The sequence below is a fragment of the Vibrio echinoideorum genome (genome assembly GCF_024347455.1).
Classification (GTDB): Bacteria; Pseudomonadota; Gammaproteobacteria; order Enterobacterales; family Vibrionaceae; genus Vibrio; species Vibrio echinoideorum.
In genome coordinates, this window is record NZ_AP025483.1 from 875,335 (window position 1) to 892,259 (window position 16,925).

The window sequence follows — 16,925 nt, forward strand, 5'->3', positions numbered from 1 at the left end:
AATCTTATAAAGGTATTTCAGCTTAACTAAAGCCCTTTGGTTAATAAAAATACAACTTTCCGTTCGGCCAACTTCTCTGCGACTTTAACCTTTTTCTCATCTTTTTTTGATAATTTTACTGCCAGTCACACTTTCTTCTCGTTTATCGCTATTTCTTTAATTTTGTTGTTTTTTTTCTAAAGGTTTCAGCATTCGCGCCGTTATTAAAAGTAACTTAGAGATAACTACTTGGTTTTCCGAGACGTCGGAAACCGCTATACCGGAAAATCAATTGGAGAAATCACCATGGCAGTAAATGTAAATACAAACGTTTCAGCGATGACAGCGCAACGTTACCTAAACAACGCAAACAGCGCACAACAAACATCAATGGAGCGTCTAGCTTCAGGCTCTAAAATCAACAGCGCGAAAGATGACGCTGCGGGCCTACAAATCTCGAACCGTTTGAACGTTCAAAGCCGCGGCCTTGATGTTGCTGTACGTAACGCAAACGACGGTATCTCTATTGCACAAACTGCTGAAGGTGCAATGAACGAGACTACTAACATCCTGCAACGTATGCGTGATTTGTCTCTACAATCTTCAAACGGCTCAAACTCAAAATCTGAGCGTGTAGCGATTCAAGAAGAAGTAACAGCACTGAACGACGAACTGAACCGTATTGCGGAAACCACGTCTTTTGGTGGCAACAAGCTGCTTAACGGTACTCACGGTACTAAATCATTCCAAATCGGTGCGGATAACGGTGAAGCGGTAATGCTTCAACTGAAAGACATGCGCTCTGATAATGCTCAGATGGGTGGTAAGAGTTACCAAACTGAGAACGCGAAAGACAAAGACTGGAACGTTCAAGCTGGTTCTAACGACCTAAAAATGTCGTTCACTGATAATTTCGGTCAAGCACAAGAAATCGATGTGTCTGCGAAAGCGGGCGATGACATCGAAGAGCTAGCAACGTACATCAACGGTCAACAAGACTCTGTTAAAGCGTCTGTAACTGAAGACGGTAAGCTACAGATGTTTACTGGCAACAACAAAGTTGAAGGCGAAGTGGCATTCTCTGGCAGCCTTGCTGGCGAATTAGGCATGCAACCTAGCAAAGATGTAACGGTTGATACTATCGACGTGACATCAGTTGGTGGCGCACAAGAATCTGTAGCAGTCATCGATGCGGCACTTAAGTATGTAGACAGCCACCGTGCTGAACTGGGTGCTTTCCAAAACCGTTTCGACCACGCTATCAGCAACTTAGACAACATTAACGAGAACGTTAACGCATCTAAGAGCCGTATTAAAGATACCGATTTCGCGAAAGAAACGACTCAGATGACTAAGTCTCAGATCCTTTCTCAAGCTTCAAGCTCTATTCTTGCTCAAGCGAAGCAAGCACCGAACTCGGCACTTAGCCTACTAGGTTAATCGATTGAAAGGCCACGTTGGTTATAAGCGCTGTTTATCATAAGCGCAGTTGATCATAAACGTTAACGTTAGGCTTCCACAAATTAGCTCGTGGTGAGAGATGAGCGCTAAACAGACCCAGCTTCGGCTGGGTTTTTTATTGCCTGTTCTTTATCGAAAGGTGTGCTGAGAAAAGTACTGAGTTGGTATTAGGGAATGATGGAGGTGGATGAGCATAGCGTTTAACTCTGTTTAATAAGAAAGTAGGGGGGAGTTAGTGACATCTAAGGGGGCGGGTAGCTTACAGAGGGCTTGTTGATAAGGGCTTTTAGTCGGACTGTCAGTACTGTGATTTAAGGAACTAGACAAATATAGCAGGCACAAAAAACGCCACCCTTAGGTAGCGTTTTAATTAAAGCAGATAAGTAATCGAAATTACTTAGTTACTTTAAGAACTGGAGTTTCGCCAACAGTTACAGAACCAGAAAGCTTGTTCAGCTCCTTGATTTCGTCCATGTTAGAGATAACAACTGGAGTAAGCGTTGATTTAGCTTTCTCTTCAAGAAGCGCTAGATCGAAAGTGATGATAGTGTCACCAGCTTTAACAGATTGACCTTCTTCAGCTACACGAGTGAAGCCTTCGCCTTTAAGTTCTACAGTATCGATACCGAAGTGAACGAAAAGCTCAACACCGTCGTCAGACTCAATAGAGAACGCGTGGTTAGTTTCGAAAATCTTACCGATAGTACCGTTAACTGGAGCTACCATTTTGTCGCCAGCTGGTTTGATAGCGATGCCGTCACCAACGATTTTTTCAGCGAAAACTACATCTGGCACATCTTCGATGTTTACGATTTCACCAGAAAGAGGTGCGATGATTTCGATTGCACCAGCATCAGCGCTGTCATCAGATACAAGCTTTTTCAGTTTGTCAAACAGACCCATTGTGTCATGCTCCTAACGTTTAGTTTTATTCTGTAGAATATACTATACCAATCTAACAAATTAGACGACTATTTTTAGCCGTCCAATCTTATTAAGCTCTTGGCGATTACTGAGTTTTCTCAGCGATGAATTTTTCTACGCAAGCTTCAATTTCAGCAGCTGTAGGTAGAGATAGTGCTTCGTCAGCCATCGCTTTAACTTCTGCGAAGTTAGAGTTACGGATTACTTTCTTAACTTTAGGGATAGAGATACCGCTCATAGAGAACTCATCTAAACCCATACCAAGAAGAAGTAGCGTTGCACGCTCATCACCAGCAAGCTCACCACACATACCAGTCCACTTACCTTCAGCGTGTGATGCGTCGATCACTTGCTTGATTACTGTAAGTACAGCAGGAGATAGTGGGTTGTATAGGTGAGAAATCATTTCGTTACCACGGTCTACTGCAAGAGTGTATTGCGTTAGATCGTTAGTACCGATAGAGAAGAAAGATACTTCTTTCGCTAAATGGTGTGCGATTGCAGCAGCAGCTGGAGTCTCAACCATTACGCCGATTTCGATTTCTTCATCGAAAGCTAGGCCTTCAGCGCGAAGTTCAACTTTGTACTCTTCGATTGCTTTTTTCAGTTCACGGATCTCTTCAACAGAAATGATCATTGGGAACATGATACGTAGATTACCGTGTGCAGAAGCACGTAGGATGCCACGTAGTTGGTCACGTAGGATTTCACGACGATCCAAGCTGATACGTACTGCACGCCAGCCTAGGAACGGGTTCATCTCTTGTGGAAGATCCATATATGGTAGATCTTTATCGCCACCGATATCCATAGTACGGATAATCACTGACTCGCCGTGCATTGCTTCCGCTACTTCTTTATAAGCAATGTATTGCTCTTCTTCAGTAGGAAGTGCGTCACGGTCCATAAATAGGAATTCAGTACGGTACAGACCAACACCTTCGCCACCGTTACGCAGAATACCGTCACAGTCTTTAACTGTACCGATGTTACCGCAAACTTCTACTTGATGATCATCAAGAGTGATAGCTGGTAGGTCTTTAAGTTTTGCTAGCTCAGTCGCTTCTGCTTCAAAATCAGATTTGATTTTCTTAGCTTCTGCTAATTCAGCATCAGAAGGATTGATGATGACCTTGTTGTTCATCGCGTCTAGCACAAGCATGTCGCCGTTCTTAACTTGCTTAGTGATATCGTTAGTACCAACGATAGCAGGAAGCTCAAGTGAACGTGCCATGATTGAAGTATGAGATGTACGACCGCCGATGTCACAAGCAAAACCAAGAACGTAGTCTAGGTTGATTTGTGCAGTTTCAGATGGCGTTAGGTCGTAAGCAACTAGGATAACTTCTTCATTGATATCTGCTATAGAAACAATGTTGATGCCTAGTGCATTTTTAACGAAGCGAGTACCGATATCACGGATATCAGTCGCACGTTCTTTTAGGTACTCATCATCAAGTGACTCTAGTGCAACAGCTTGCTCTTCGATCACTGTGTAGATCGCGTTGTCTGCGTGCATTTTGTCTTTCTTGATGAGTGCTAAAATCTCTTCTTCTAGCTCTTCATCTTCAAGCAGCATGATATGGCCTTCAAAGATTGCTTCTTTTTCTTCGCCAAAAGTTTCAAGTGCTTTTTGCTTTACAACTTCAAGTTGTTGAGAAGATTTGTTACGAGCGTCAAAAAAACGCTGAACTTCTGCTTCAACTTGATCGTCTGAGATAGATTGAGTGTTTAGGACAATGTCATCTTCTTGAAGTAGTAGTGCTTTACCGAAAGCAATACCAGGAGATGCTAGGATGCCTGAAATCATAGCCTTACCTTAGTTGTTCAACTGTAAACGGGAGAATGTGTGACTTTAAGTCGTCGACTAGTGTCGCGCTTATTGCTATCTATTTCGAACAAAGCCACTTTGCTATGCAAAATGGCTTGGAAAGAAGGAGACCGTATTAGTGTAGTTGATCCATAAGAGCAACTAGGTGGTCTACTGCTTGCTGAGCTTGAGGGCCTTCAGCTGAAATAGTAACGTTAGTACCTTTTACTAGGCCTAAAGTTTGTAGCTTGAACAGGCTTTTCGCGCTAGCGCTTTTGCCGTTAGAAGTCACTGTAATGTCAGCATCGAAAGATTTTGCTTCTTTAACGAACTGTGCAGCTGGACGAGTGTGAAGGCCATTTTCTGCTGTGATTTCTACTTGCTTCTCGTACATTTGATATACCCCAATTAATTTATTTTTTGTAAGTTTGTAACCAGTTTAGCTTAACTGCTTTAGCCCAAATGCGCTAGAGCCTAGTACGGCATGTTCGTGTTAGAACTTAGACTGATTATAAAATTTTATCCAGCCATGGTCGTCTTTTATTGAGTACTCATGACTTTAAGAATTTGTTTATTGCTTCTTTTATTTTGAAGCGAAAAATAAAACAGACCCGATATTACCAAAGGTGGGGCAAGGATCAACAAAAAAGCCCCTAAACGGGGCTTTTTTGGACGAAAAATTGATTTGACTACATATTATTGTTGGTTCTCTTTTTCCGTAAAGACGTCGGCAAATAGGGCAGTACTTAGGTAACGTTCACCTGAGCTTGGTAACACAGTTACGATGGTCTTTCCTGCAAATTCAGGTAGTTCCGCAATTCTGTTTGCCGCAACTACTGCTGCGCCAGATGAGATTCCTGCGAGGATACCTTCCTCTTTCATTAGACGTTGAGCCATCTCAATCGCTTCTTCAGAAGTTACTGGCTCTACACGGTCAATTAGGTCTAAATCTAGGTTGCCGGGGATAAAACCTGCACCAATACCTTGGATTTTGTGCGGAGCTGGTTTGATTTCTTCGCCAGCAAGCGCTTGTGCAATCACTGGAGATTCTGCCGGTTCAACCGCTACAGAAGTGATCGCTTTGCCTTTCTCACCTTTAATGTAACGACTTGTACCAATAAGCGTACCGCCTGTACCTACGCCCGCTACAAATACATCGATTTCACCGTCTGTTGCTTCCCAAATTTCAGGGCCAGTTGTCTTCTCGTGAATTTGTGGGTTCGCTGGGTTGTTGAATTGCTGAAGTAGCAAGTACTTTTCTGGATCTGAAGCGACAATTTCTTCTGCCTTAGCAATTGCGCCGTTCATACCTTTTGGTGCTTCAGTAAGGATTAGGTTTGCACCTAATGCTTTAAGTAGTTTACGACGCTCTAGGCTCATTGACTCAGGCATAGTTAGCGTAAGTTTGTAACCGCGAGCGGCTGCTACGAATGCAAGAGCAACACCGGTATTACCACTGGTAGGCTCAACAAGCTCAATACCTGGTTTAAGAGTACCTGCTTTTTCTGCTTCCCAGATCATGTTTGAACCGATACGGCATTTAACACTGAAGCTTGGGTTACGAGCTTCAATCTTAGCAAGTACATTACCTTTGCTTACTTTGTTAAGGCGGACCAGAGGTGTGTTACCAATCGTTAGGGTGTTGTCTTCGTAGATCTTGCTCATGCGATATTCCTTCATTTAATGACAGAACTAAACGTAGTATATCAATCACTTTACCGTCTAGTGTCTTTCGATGTTTGTTCAGCTTGAATTTAGATTAAACAACTTGAAAAAAAGGTAAAAGGATTAAAAAGTTATATCATATAGATATGTAGCAGAATTCACGCCTATCTTTATTGAAATCAGAGCTTCAAAAAGATAGGCGCAGTGAGGAAGTGTTGGAAGGCTAAAGACGAGAACGTAGAGCTTGATCTTTAAACTCAGCAACCCACATAGCGGTAGCGCCGCAGACGGCCACCGGCATGACGATCAGATTTAAAATTGGAATTGTGGTGAACACAGAAACAAGCGCGCCGAAGCTGTAGGTCTTGCCTTGTTTTTGTTTCAAATTGTTTCTCATGTCATCAAATTTGATTTTATGGTTATCAAACGGGTAATCAGCGTATTGAATGGCTAGCATCCATGCGGTGAAGATAAACCATAAAAACGGCGCAACAGTTTGCCCTAGTGCTGGAATTAACAAAAGCAGGAATAAACCGATCGCTTTTGGCAGAATGTAGACAAGTTTACGCCATTCTCTCGCTAATATACGTGGAGTGTCCTTTAAAGCATCAAGCAAGCCATCGTCGTTAACTTTCTTGCCGCTAAGCAGCTCTTCTACTTTTTCAGCGAGCAAACCATTGAAGGGAGCTGCAATGAAGTTAGCGAGCGTGCTAAAGAAATACGAAAACGTGGCCAAGACGGTCAACACAAGCAGTGGCCATAAAATATATGATAACCACGACAGAAAGCTTGGCAATGCACCGATCCAGCCTTCAATCCAAGTGTTTAGGTTGGAGAAAATATAAAACAAGGCACCACCAACAAGTAATACGTTAGCAATAAGAGGAAGCAGTACAAACTTACGAATGCTCGGTGACAAAGCGATCTTTATTCCGAAAATAAAGTAGCCAAAGCCGGAGCGGGGAACAGATTCAATAGTCATATTTAAATTAGGTCACATGTGAATTTGGTTAAATAGCAAACATCCCTAGTGTACTAGACCGAAATTAAGAAAAAAAGCGTGGCGAAAATCACACCATGTAAGGAACTAATTGTATTAAGTTGTTCTAAAACAGTGGCTACTTTTGATAGAGTAGTGATATTGGCCAAATTAACCCAACTTAGTGACAGCGTCTTTATAGCTAGTTGACTAAGAAAGCTGAGAGCGAAAAATGCAGGAATTGCGATTTGTACTCATTATTGTTGGCGCATTAGCTATCGCCGCATTATTGTTCCACGGTCTGTGGACGAGTAAAAAAGAAGGGAAAGCAAAGTTTGGTGATAAGCCGCTTGGTAAGCTTGATAACGATAGCTTAGATGAAGCAGAAACGATCCCAAACCGTTCATTCGCCCCAGAAGATGATTTTGAGATAATCCGGAAAGAACGTAAAGAGCCGGATTTTGCTGTTTCACCATCTGTGACCGATCCACTGATTGACTCGGATCCGCTAATCGCTCCACAAGAGAAAGAAATTCGCGAAGATGATATTGAACTGAATGATCTACCTTCTTTCAGTGTGGAAGACCCAGTTAAGGTTGAAGATCCTGAAGTGCTTGAAGAAGCGGTTGAACCTGAAGTACCAAGCTTTGAGTTGACTGAAGAGCAAAAAGAAAGTCACGCTGGTTTTCAAGAGCAATACGGTTCGTTTGATAACAAGTCAGAAGAAACGATTGAAGAACTATTAATTCAAAGCGAACGCCTAATTCCAAATGAGCCGCTCGTTTCGAAAGAAACTATTGCTCCACAAAGCGCAGTGCTTACTGAAGAAGCTAAGCAAGATGAAGAGCTTGGCCTTGAAGTGATTGTTCTTAATGTTCACTGCGCCGGAGAGATCCCATTTGTGGGGACTGAACTTTTCCGTAGCATGGAAAATAATGGTCTAACTTATGGTGAAATGTCTATCTACCATTGCTTTGCACAATCTAGTGATGAGCCAAAAGTTATTTTCAGTGTCGCGAACATGATGCAGCCGGGTACGCTAGAACATGACGATCCTGCTGACTTTACAACGAAAGGCATTTCGTTCTTTATGACGCTGCCATGTTACGGCCAAGCTGATCAAAACTTCAACGTAATGCTGAGTGCAGCGCAAAAAATTGCTGATGACCTGGGTGGAAACGTTTTGGATGAGTCACGTAACTTAATGACACCAAACCGTTTGTCTGACTGCCGCAAGCAAATCAGAGACTTTATGACGGCAGCGAATGCTTAAGCGCATTGTTTAGCCTTGTAAGTAATCTATATTTATAGAAAAGGGCTCCTAAGGGAGCCCTTTTTGGTATTTCAATCACGACAGAGAATGATATGAAAGAATCGATTCAAGTTACCTTAGAGCAGTTAAGAGAAACTCTGCACTATCATGCCGTTCGTTATTACGTAGAAGATAGCCCTGAGATCCCTGATGTCGAGTACGATCGATTAATGCAACAGTTGTTAAAGATCGAAGAAGAGCACCCAGAGCTAGTGACTGTGGACTCACCAAGCCAACGTGTTGGCGGGAAACCGTTAGACGGCTTCACTCAAGTGGCTCACGAGATCCCGATGCTTTCTTTGGACAACGCATTTTCTGATGAAGATTTGGATGCATTTAATAAGCGTATGTCTGATAGAGCACCAATGGCCAACCTTAAGACCTTCTGTTGTGAGCCTAAACTTGATGGCTTAGCGGTGAGCTTGCTCTACGTTAATGGCACCTTAGTTCAAGCTGCTACTCGTGGTGATGGCGCGACGGGTGAAAATATTACCGAAAATGTGCGTACGATCAGTTCTATTCCGCTTAAATTACAAGGTGAAGGCTGGCCAGAGCGCATTGAAGTTCGTGGCGAAGTGTTTATGCCAAAAGCCGGTTTCGACAAACTGAATGAAATGGCATTGAAGAAAGGCGATAAAGTATTTGTTAACCCACGTAATGCCGCCGCAGGCAGTTTACGCCAGCTTGATTCTCGTATCACAGCGAAGCGTCCATTGGCGTTTTATGCGTACAGTGTTGGTGTGGTACAAGGAGCTAAGCTTTCAAATAGCCACTACCAGCGCTTTATACAGCTTAAAGGCTGGGGTCTACCAATGTGCCCAGAGACTAAGCAACTAACCTCGCTTGAGGATGTGAAAGCGTATTATCAAGATATTATGACTCGCCGCGATGCTTTGGCTTACGAAATCGATGGCGTAGTAATTAAGGTTGATGATATCGCCGCACAAGAAGTGCTTGGTTTTGTCGCAAGAGCACCGCGTTGGGCTATTGCTTATAAGTTCCCAGCTCAAGAAGAGATTACTCTGCTGAATGATGTTGAGTTTCAGGTTGGTCGCACAGGCGCGATTACACCGGTTGCTAAACTGGAACCTATCTTTGTCGGTGGTGTAACGGTGAGTAATGCAACGCTCCACAATGCCGATGAGATTGCTCGTTTAGGTGTAAAGGTTGGGGATAGCGTTATTATTCGTCGTGCTGGCGACGTAATTCCTCAAATTGTCGCTGTTGTTCAAGATCGTCGACCTGATACCGCGAGAGACATTGTATTCCCTGATGCTTGCCCAGTATGTAACTCTGCAGTAGAGCGCGTTGAAGGAGAGGCTGTAGCGCGTTGTACAGGTGGTTTAGTCTGTCAGGCACAGCGTAAAGAAGCGCTTAAGCACTTTGTGTCTAGAAAGGCTCTGGATGTTGATGGCCTTGGCGTCAAAGTGATAGAGCAGCTCGTAGACCGCGAAATGGTCGAAACGCCTGCTGACTTGTTTAAGTTGAGCGCTGGTGTGATTACGGTGCTTGATCGTATGGGGCCTAAGTCAGCACAGAACGTAGTGAGTGCTCTCAACAAAGCCAAAGACACAACATTGGCACGTTTCCTTTATTCATTGGGTATTCGTGAAGTGGGCGAAGCGACTGCGATGAACTTAGCGCAACACTTCAAGACTCTCGATTTAGTTCAAGCAGCAACTCATGAGCAATTGGTTAATGTGTCAGATATTGGTGACATTGTTGCAAGCCATATCACAAGTTTCTTCTCACAAGAGAAAAACAGAGCCGTAGTCGAACAGTTGTTAGGTCTAGGTGTGAACTGGCCTGCAATCGAAGAAGCTGCAGATGATCAAGAGCTACCGTTAGAGGGGAAAGTGGTTGTATTAACAGGCTCTCTATCTCAACTTGGTCGAAGTGAAGCTAAAGCTGCGTTACAAGCTTTAGGTGCAAAAGTGACAGGCAGTGTTTCTAAGAAAACCGACATATTATTTGCCGGTGAAGCTGCGGGTTCTAAATTAACCAAAGCACAAGATTTAGGTATCGAAATAAGAACTGAAGAAGATCTAATTTCTCTTATTTCATAAGTAAATTCAGGTAAAAAAAGCTCAAAGGCACTCCTTTTAAAGGAGTGCCTTTTTTGTGTTTGTCATAAATTTATGAGCTTTTTAATTGTTGAGAATTTTGTACCTATACGAACTATCAAATCAGGACAGTGATGGCGCTCAACATTAATGAAATGCCGTTCTAGTTGTGTCAGAAATGCGAGTCACTTCTATTTTTATGAAGGGCTTGTTGTTTTAACTTGTTGTTTTTAATGGTTTTTAATGGTTTTTATTGTTTTTCTGTGCGAGTTTTTCAATTTGTAGATCTGGATCACTAAGTACCTACTAAATTTGCACCAACTCATATTTTTTTAGATGAAAATTAAGTTCTCATTGATCTTTTTGAGGGCGAAGTTAGTCTTAATGCCATGGATGCACACGATGTGCATAACCAGAAAGGAAATAGAGAATTCAGAATTTAGGGTTCTCAAACAAGAAAAGGTATTTCTCTCTACGGCGGCCAACTTTAGGCGGGGAATATTCAAACAGCTATATCCATTTTTAGGAGTTTTATTCCATGGAAAACAAAATTTTCAAACGTACTCTACTAGGTGCAACGGTTGCACTTTTATCGACAGGCGTAATGGCGAAAGAAGTTGGTATTAACTCTGACTTCAACGTTGACGTATACGGTGTTGCAGCTATCTCAATGGTTAACTACAACACTACTGATAATGGCAACAATAGTGACGGCTTTGTTGTAGAGAACGAATCTCGTATCGGCTTCCGTGCACATAAAGATATGTTTGATGACGTATTAATCACAATGCAGATTGAATCTGGTTACGTAGATAGCACAGACTGGTCTCATGGTGGTGTTTCAGGCGGTGTGCTTGGTTTCCGTGATACGTTCGTTGGTGCTTCTGGTTCTTGGGGTAATCTACGTGTGGGTCGTGTTCTTACACCACTATACGAAATCGTCGATTGGCCATTCTCTAACCCGGGTCTAGGTTCTGTATTCGATTGGGGCGGCATCAACGGTCACTACGATCGTCAATCTAACCAAGTACGTTACGATTCAGCTAAATTTGGTGGTTTCTCTTTTGCAGCTTCTGTTGGTCGTGATGATAACGACAACGGTGGCGGTGCTGCGACTCGTGATGCTAACTTTGTTGGCGCAAGTGCTAAGTACAGCTTCGAAAAAATTACATTCATGGGTGCGGTAGAGTCTGGTACTCGTGTAGTTGCTCAAACTGGTGGTGAATACCTGATCGCTCAAAAAGAAGTTAAACTTGCTGACGGTACGGTTGTTAAAGCTGGTGACCAATATCAATCTGACGTAGTTGCTGGATACGATGATGATACATTTGCTTATATCGTTGGCTTCGAAGCGAGCCTGCCAGCAGGCTTCGGTTTTGCAGCTGCGTTTAAAGGCGAAGAGCTAGATAACGGCATCCGTAAGCAAACACAAGATTCTTACTCAATTATTGGTCAATACTGGAACGGTCCAATCGGCTTTAAACTGGGTTACGCAGCGAACTTAGAATCTGAACTTAACGGTAAGAAAGAAGCTAACTCAGATAGCAACACTATCTCTGGTCAGCTAATGGCTGTTCACAACGGTTTCGTACCTTACCTACGTGTAGCGGGTCGTACTGTTGGTGACGCTGATACAGATATCGTAACTCGCGTTGGTCTTGAGTACGGTTTCTAAGCTAAAATTATCAGCTTAAAAATAGTTAAATAGAATCAAAACGCTGGTAAATTATTTTGCCAGCGTTTTTCCATAGTGAACATAAGGAATTAGTCATAATGAATAAAGTTAGTGTAGTTGTATTATCATTATTTTTGGGAGCTTGTAGTTCACTCGATTCACAAAGTAATTTTGCAGATTCAGTTGCAGATGTGCAGCCCAAAGGTGGTTATATTCAGGTAACTGGACAATCTTACGTTGCCGAAAGTAAAGCGAATGTAGGGGCGGACATCCTGAAATCGTCACTTTACTTTACGTACAACAAAGAAGTAACACAGAACTCAGCTCCAGAATCTTCAATTATCATGGATGTTAGCTACTTCCAGAGCTATAAAGAATACGAAACAGTGAGCTTTTTCGGTAAGACACTTGAGCTAGAAGACAGACAAGTTCCAAGAGAAAGCTGCAGCGAACACTGCACAAAGACTCAATATATTAAATTTCCATTAAGCGAAGCTGATATTCAGCAGGCAAGAGAAAAGAACTTAGAGTTTACGCTTGATGGACAAAACTCAGTAATGAGTACAACTTTCATTGTGCCGAAAGCGTATATCGACACGATCTACAATGGTGCGAATAATCATACTGCGATCGCGGTTGCTCCAGTCGCGGTACCTGTAGCAGCGGTTGTTGCTGAAGAACCCAAAGCTTCACAAGCTCAAGAGATGGTTAACTACTGGTATGGACAAGCGACAAAAGAAGAGCAGTCCGCAGTGACAGATTGGGCATTCAAAAATCGTAAGAACGCTTCTCCAGCATCAATTGAAGGCTCAAAAGAAATCGAGATGGTTTCATATTGGTTCAATAAGCTAGACAGTGAAGAAAAATCTCAAACTATGATTTGGCTGTTAGAGCAAGAGTAACCCTCTAACGTAAGTCTCTAGCTATGTTTTTCAACCGCAGTATTGTATAACAGCAGTACTGCGGTTTTTCATTTTAGGTCGCGCTCTTTGTTTTAGGTAACAATTTGAATTGAAGGTAATAGAGTGAATATTGGTGAAGTAGCGAAACGTGTTGGTACAACAGCTAAATCCATTCGTTTTTACGAAAGTAAAGGCATGATGAGCCCACCACACCGATCAGAAAATGGTTACAGGCAATACGGCGAGATTCATATCGACCAATTAGAGTTCGTACTGAGAGCTAAAATGGTTGGATTCACTCTCGATGAGTGTAAGTCGCTTGTCGAGTTGGCAATGAATCCGAACAGACAAAGCTACGAAGTAAAGAAGAAGGCCACTCAGAAGTTAGATGAAATTGAATTGAAACTTGCTGAGTTAAATAAAATGAAGGCTCAGTTACAGTCTTGGGTGCATGATTGCCCAGGCGACACTTCTACCGAATGTCCGATTCTAAATAATCTATCTGGCCGTAGTTAGGCTGTTTCAGTTATAAATAATCGTCAGGCCGCAAATTATATTATTAGCCTGACTTTACTCACTTATCACAGCACTTTTCCGCCGTAATGTTTACAGATCAGCAGTGGCACATGAGTGACCGAGTTACCATCTGAACACTTAACAATAGGCCCCATATTTCCATTGCCCGGAGACTGAGTCCCTGCAATAGCGCTTCCAAACGACAGGCTGAACATAGCTGTTAAAATTATTAAAATATGTCTCATACGAACTCCGTTAGGTTTATCTCTGATTGAGATAAATGAAAGTATGGACAAGGAGAGGAAAATTTCAAAAATTTGACGAGCTTAACATTTTTATTAATTATAATTAAGCGAGCTAGTGGCTTCTAATTCATATATATATTGGTGTATAAACTAGGGTTTCTTATATCTTTTTAGTCTTATTAGATAAATTAGTTTTACGAAATAAGAACTTATTTTTTATTCAGTTCGATCTATCGCAATGATAATTCGAATGTTATTTGTCGTTTGAAGCTGCCAAAGCCCACATTTATCGTTAATGTAGGCTTTATATGCACTTTAATTATAAAGGCTCTATTATTAGAATTATTCCGTCTAAAGCAACAATCTTAATTTCGGTACCAGATTGGATATCTTGACTCGCTCTTGCTGACCAAGATGAGTCGCTAACTTTAATACGGCAATTCCCACGTTGAATATCTTCTGTTAAACGAACCGTTTGCCCAACTAGCTGCTTTTCTCTTTGATTCAGGTCTCTGTTAGCATCTGATTGCTTGTCGTTAGATAACTGTCTTCTCCACCACAACCAAGTGGTGATAAGCGAGAAACTCGCAAAGGACAACCATTGCATCTGCCAGCCGATTGGTAGCGCGCCTAATAGCGCTCCGACCAACATGGCAGATATGCCTATCCACAAAAAGTAACCAGCGGTGCCAACCAGCTCTAGGGCTAGCAGCGCTAGACCAAATGCTAACCAATGCCAATGGTTTACTTGCTCTAGTAACTCGAACATAAGTTAGTCCTTACTACCCTTATCATTCTTATGTGCAAACATCTCTGCGATACCTGCGATAGAGCCCATTAGGCCAGTCGCTTCGAGTGGTAGCATGATGATCTTGCCGTTTTGCGTATTTCGGTGATTGCGATCGCTCGTTTCGGTTTATTCCGATCACCTGATCCTACCGTTTTTCTCTCTTCTTATTTTTACTCTAAGTGATCGGATTGCGCCAGTTTTCTCATTGACTCACCTCCCAGTTCTATTCTATGACTATTGTGTACTAACCGATCCATTAGCGCGTCCGCGACGGTGGCGTTGCCGATCATGTTGTACCACTCCCTTACAGGTAACTGGCTGATGACGATTGTGCTGCTGTTTTGATAACGCTCTTCCAGCACTTCTAATAAGTGACCCGCATGCTCTTGAGTGAGTTTTTCCATCCCCCAGTCGTCGAGGATCAGTAAGGTTTTCTTAGCCAGCGATTGGAGTTGCTTTTGATAGCTACCATCCAGACGACCAGCGGTCAGGTCGTCAAGCAAGCGAGTTAATCGGTAGTACTTAACCGTTTGTTGTTGGTCACAGGCGCTGGTTGCCAGTGCGCAGGCAAGATACGTTTTGCCTGCGCCTGTTGGGCCTGTAACCAAGATGTTCTGGTGTTTGTATAGATAACTGCCCGTCAGAAGTTCGCTCATCTGTTTACGATTGAGGTTTCGTCCCTCCTTATAGATGAGTTGGCTCGGCTGCGCATCTACTCTCAGCTTGGCTTGTCGTTTTAAGCGTTGGATTTTGCTCTGATTGCGATTCAAGATCTCGCTTTCCAGAAGTAGGCTTAGCCTTTCCTCGAAGTCCAGTTCTGCGTAGGTGGTCAGTTGCTCTTGCTGCTGCTCTAATGCTTTCGCTACATGGCTCAAGCGTAGGGTTTTGAGTTGGTCGTTCAGTGCATTCATATCCTTTCTCCTAGTGATAACTGTTCGGGCCACGAACATTGCTATGAACAAGATTTGGCGTACTCGTGTTGTCTTTACTCAGTTGTCCTTCACGATTGTTTTTCAACAAATTGCTGATGAAGGTGTAATTGGATTTTGTCAGCATCAGCGCATCTTTACAGGCTTGCTCTAGGCGCGATTCGCCATAGGTTTTACTGAGGCTGAGCAAGCCAAGGCAGGAACGATAAGACTGCTCTGGATGAGGCTTGGAGTTCAGCATCTTATTGACGACTTCTCGTGTGGCTGGGCCGATATTGGCTCCCCAGCTAAGCAAGCGCCCTGGCGACCACTTCTGATGTTGATGGTTGCTTGGCATGTGCTCTGGTTGGGTGCTGTTTCCTCGCTCTCTTTGGCTACGTGGATGCTGGGCCACCAAGTTACCTTGATGGTAGATCTGCACCAGGCGATTAGAGGCTTCCAACTCGACATGGTGACCAACAAGTTGATGGGGAACCGAGTAGTAATGACGGCGATATTCGATGTGATAGTCAGGGCCAACTTTGGCTCGTTTAGTTTCGGTATACAGGTAACGCTGCCTAGGCAGTGGCTTTAATGCAGGTTTGTCGAGTTTATCGAACAGCGCTTGGCGGCTGGCGCCATACTGTTTCATCTCACGCTGATTTAACTCATTCATGAGTTCACGGATGGCGAGATTCAACTCTTTAAAAGTGTGGAAGGCTTGGTGTCGCAACCGCATCATGATCCAGCGTTCTACTAGGAGCACGGCATTCTCTGCCTTGGCTTTGTCTTTCGGTTTGTAGGGGCGAGCAGGCATCACGGCTGTTTGATAGTGATTAGCCAGCTTTTGATAGCTGTCGTTCAGTCTCGGCTCATAACGATTGGCTTTGGTGACTGCGCTGCGTAGGTTATCGGGAACTAAGAGTTGTGGTACGCCACCGAAGTGTTCGAACGCATTCGCATGCGCCTCTAACCAGTAGGGCTTCCCTTGGCTGGGGAAGGCTTCAACATAAGTGTAATTGGACGCGCCTAAAGTCGCGACGAACACCTCCGCTTCGCGCACTTCGCCTGTGTCAGGGTTGACCACCTGAAGCCGAGGCCCACAGTAATCGATAAACAGTTTATCACCTGCAACATGAAGCTGGCGCATGCTGCGTTTTTGGGTTTTGAACCAACGAGTGAAGTGCTCGCAGAACTGAGTGTAAGCGTAAGCTTGCTCTTGATATTGCTCATGATACTCCTGCCAGAGCAGCATCTTTGTCATACCTTTACGCCTGAGTTCGACTGCGTATTGAGTGAAGTCTGGCATAACTTTATCTCGACTGACTTTCTTGCCGTGATACAGCGTCTGTGTGAGATCTGCATCGCTGCAACTGTCGGGTAGAGGCCAACCAAGTTGGCTTTGTTTAAAGCGAGTAAGGAGTTCTGATACGGTGGACGGGCCGAGTTTAAGGCAAGAAGCGATACCACGATTTGAGAGACCGCAGTCGTATTTAAGGCGTAATACCTCTTTGATTTTGTTCATTGGAGTTCTCTTTTTGGCCATTGTCGCTTCCTTTCCTTCTTGTTTAAGAAGTAAAGAATAGCGAGCTATTGATTTAAAAGAGAAAAAGGAAGGATTTCGGCCATTACGATCGCGGTTTTCGCTATTCCGATCACCGATTTCGGAGTTTGACTAAAAGTGATCGGATAATCG

The 16,925-nt window shown here is 43.3% G+C and carries 14 protein-coding genes; 6 read left to right on the plus strand and 8 right to left on the minus strand.

What is annotated here, in order from left to right:
- Positions 1-285 precede the first annotated feature (285 nt).
- On the plus strand, positions 286-1,419 hold the full coding sequence (locus OCV36_RS04135) for a flagellin (protein ID WP_132969903.1): 1,134 nt from the start codon (positions 286-288) through the stop codon (positions 1,417-1,419).
- A gap of 414 nt (positions 1,420-1,833) precedes the next feature.
- Here OCV36_RS04135 and crr read toward each other — a convergent pair whose 3' ends face one another.
- From crr to cysZ, 5 genes are all read right to left on the minus strand, one after another.
- Positions 1,834-2,343, minus strand: coding sequence for a PTS glucose transporter subunit IIA (gene crr, locus OCV36_RS04140; protein WP_004737851.1), 510 nt, complete (start codon positions 2,341-2,343; stop codon positions 1,834-1,836).
- Between the two features lie 106 nt (positions 2,344-2,449).
- Entirely contained in the window at positions 2,450-4,174 is a 1,725-nt protein-coding gene (ptsI, locus tag OCV36_RS04145) for a phosphoenolpyruvate-protein phosphotransferase PtsI (protein ID WP_017073184.1), read from the minus strand.
- Between the two features lie 136 nt (positions 4,175-4,310).
- Positions 4,311-4,568, minus strand: a complete 258-nt coding sequence (locus tag OCV36_RS04150) for an HPr family phosphocarrier protein (RefSeq protein WP_004734263.1) — start codon at positions 4,566-4,568, stop codon at positions 4,311-4,313.
- A 302-nt stretch (positions 4,569-4,870) separates the two neighbouring features.
- Positions 4,871-5,839, minus strand: a complete 969-nt coding sequence (gene cysK / locus OCV36_RS04155) for a cysteine synthase A (protein ID WP_135459280.1) — start codon at positions 5,837-5,839, stop codon at positions 4,871-4,873.
- Positions 5,840-6,062: 223 nt separating this feature from the next.
- Entirely contained in the window at positions 6,063-6,821 is a 759-nt protein-coding gene (cysZ, locus tag OCV36_RS04160; protein ID WP_017073182.1) for a sulfate transporter CysZ, read from the minus strand.
- A 229-nt stretch (positions 6,822-7,050) separates the two neighbouring features.
- Between cysZ and zipA the strand changes: the two genes are divergently transcribed.
- The 5 genes from zipA (at position 7,051) to cueR (ending at position 13,286) form a co-directional block, all read left to right on the plus strand.
- Positions 7,051-8,091: a cell division protein ZipA gene (zipA, locus tag OCV36_RS04165; protein WP_135459282.1), complete on the plus strand. Its 1,041-nt coding sequence runs from the start codon at positions 7,051-7,053 to the stop codon at positions 8,089-8,091.
- A gap of 92 nt (positions 8,092-8,183) precedes the next feature.
- Entirely contained in the window at positions 8,184-10,196 is a 2,013-nt protein-coding gene (gene ligA / locus OCV36_RS04170; RefSeq protein WP_135459284.1) for an NAD-dependent DNA ligase LigA, read from the plus strand.
- A gap of 535 nt (positions 10,197-10,731) precedes the next feature.
- The gene (locus OCV36_RS04175; RefSeq protein ID WP_135459286.1) at positions 10,732-11,868 is read left to right on the plus strand and encodes a porin; all 1,137 of its coding nucleotides are present in this window, start codon (positions 10,732-10,734) and stop codon (positions 11,866-11,868) included.
- Positions 11,869-11,966: 98 nt separating this feature from the next.
- Positions 11,967-12,770 carry a DUF2057 family protein gene (locus tag OCV36_RS04180; RefSeq protein WP_017073178.1) on the plus strand — a complete coding sequence of 268 codons (804 nt, stop codon included), beginning with the start codon at positions 11,967-11,969 and terminating at the stop codon, positions 12,768-12,770.
- Between the two features lie 123 nt (positions 12,771-12,893).
- Entirely contained in the window at positions 12,894-13,286 is a 393-nt protein-coding gene (gene cueR / locus OCV36_RS04185) for a Cu(I)-responsive transcriptional regulator (protein ID WP_017073177.1), read from the plus strand.
- Positions 13,287-13,850: 564 nt separating this feature from the next.
- On the opposite strand, the gene OCV36_RS04190 is transcribed toward cueR, so the two are convergent.
- The 3 genes from OCV36_RS04190 to istA form a co-directional block, all read right to left on the minus strand.
- The gene (locus tag OCV36_RS04190; RefSeq protein ID WP_135459287.1) at positions 13,851-14,300 is read right to left on the minus strand and encodes an NfeD family protein; all 450 of its coding nucleotides are present in this window, start codon (positions 14,298-14,300) and stop codon (positions 13,851-13,853) included.
- A gap of 191 nt (positions 14,301-14,491) precedes the next feature.
- Positions 14,492-15,232 (minus strand): IS21-like element ISVch3 family helper ATPase IstB, encoded by a 741-nt coding sequence (gene istB, locus OCV36_RS04200; protein WP_135459317.1) that lies wholly within the window; start codon positions 15,230-15,232, stop codon positions 14,492-14,494.
- A gap of 10 nt (positions 15,233-15,242) precedes the next feature.
- On the minus strand, positions 15,243-16,775 hold the full coding sequence (gene istA / locus OCV36_RS04205; protein WP_135459315.1) for an IS21 family transposase: 1,533 nt from the start codon (positions 16,773-16,775) through the stop codon (positions 15,243-15,245).
- Positions 16,776-16,925: the final 150 nt, after the last annotated feature.

Coding starts and splice junctions, on each gene's coding strand:
- OCV36_RS04135 (WP_132969903.1), top strand. CDS start 286: ATGGCAGTAAATGTAAATACAAACGTTTCAGCGATGACAGCGCAACGT.
- crr (WP_004737851.1), bottom strand. CDS start 2,343: ATGGGTCTGTTTGACAAACTGAAAAAGCTTGTATCTGATGACAGCGCT.
- ptsI (WP_017073184.1), bottom strand. CDS start 4,174: ATGATTTCAGGCATCCTAGCATCTCCTGGTATTGCTTTCGGTAAAGCA.
- OCV36_RS04150 (WP_004734263.1), bottom strand. CDS start 4,568: ATGTACGAGAAGCAAGTAGAAATCACAGCAGAAAATGGCCTTCACACT.
- cysK (WP_135459280.1), bottom strand. CDS start 5,839: ATGAGCAAGATCTACGAAGACAACACCCTAACGATTGGTAACACACCT.
- cysZ (WP_017073182.1), bottom strand. CDS start 6,821: ATGACTATTGAATCTGTTCCCCGCTCCGGCTTTGGCTACTTTATTTTC.
- zipA (WP_135459282.1), top strand. CDS start 7,051: ATGCAGGAATTGCGATTTGTACTCATTATTGTTGGCGCATTAGCTATC.
- ligA (WP_135459284.1), top strand. CDS start 8,184: ATGAAAGAATCGATTCAAGTTACCTTAGAGCAGTTAAGAGAAACTCTG.
- OCV36_RS04175 (WP_135459286.1), top strand. CDS start 10,732: ATGGAAAACAAAATTTTCAAACGTACTCTACTAGGTGCAACGGTTGCA.
- OCV36_RS04180 (WP_017073178.1), top strand. CDS start 11,967: ATGAATAAAGTTAGTGTAGTTGTATTATCATTATTTTTGGGAGCTTGT.
- OCV36_RS04190 (WP_135459287.1), bottom strand. CDS start 14,300: ATGTTCGAGTTACTAGAGCAAGTAAACCATTGGCATTGGTTAGCATTT.
- istB (WP_135459317.1), bottom strand. CDS start 15,232: ATGAATGCACTGAACGACCAACTCAAAACCCTACGCTTGAGCCATGTA.
- istA (WP_135459315.1), bottom strand. CDS start 16,775: ATGGCCAAAAAGAGAACTCCAATGAACAAAATCAAAGAGGTATTACGC.